Annotated in this window: 1 protein-coding gene; it reads right to left on the reverse strand. The window is 60.4% G+C overall.

The window, feature by feature from the left end; genetic code table 11:
• A partial coding sequence (locus ACRXB1_RS37610; RefSeq protein WP_449494965.1) for a hypothetical protein occupies positions 1–278 on the reverse strand: 278 nt, incomplete at its 3' end.
• Positions 279–293: the final 15 nt, after the last annotated feature.

Below are 293 nucleotides of genomic sequence, written 5' to 3' on the forward strand. Positions count from 1 at the left end.
GTTTCGGCCTTGGGCGCTTTTTCCTCGTTCACCCAGGCAGCGGGGCAGTTTGTTTCCAGCGAAAAGTCCTGGGCAAGCTCCCACGACTTCATCAGTTGCCACTGCGCCGTACCGTACAGGTTCTTCTGCTGCGGGATTGTGTAGCTGCCGCTCACGCCTTCGTTGGGCGGCGCAAACCGTTCGCCGAATTCCACGCCCCAGTAATAGAGGTCGTTGAAGATGTCGCCGGTTTTGCCTTGCGCGTAGCTGGTGCCGCCATTGGCGAGCTGGGCCCGCATGTTGTAGGTCGCCGT

The organism is Caballeronia sp. M23-90, from assembly GCF_053574605.1.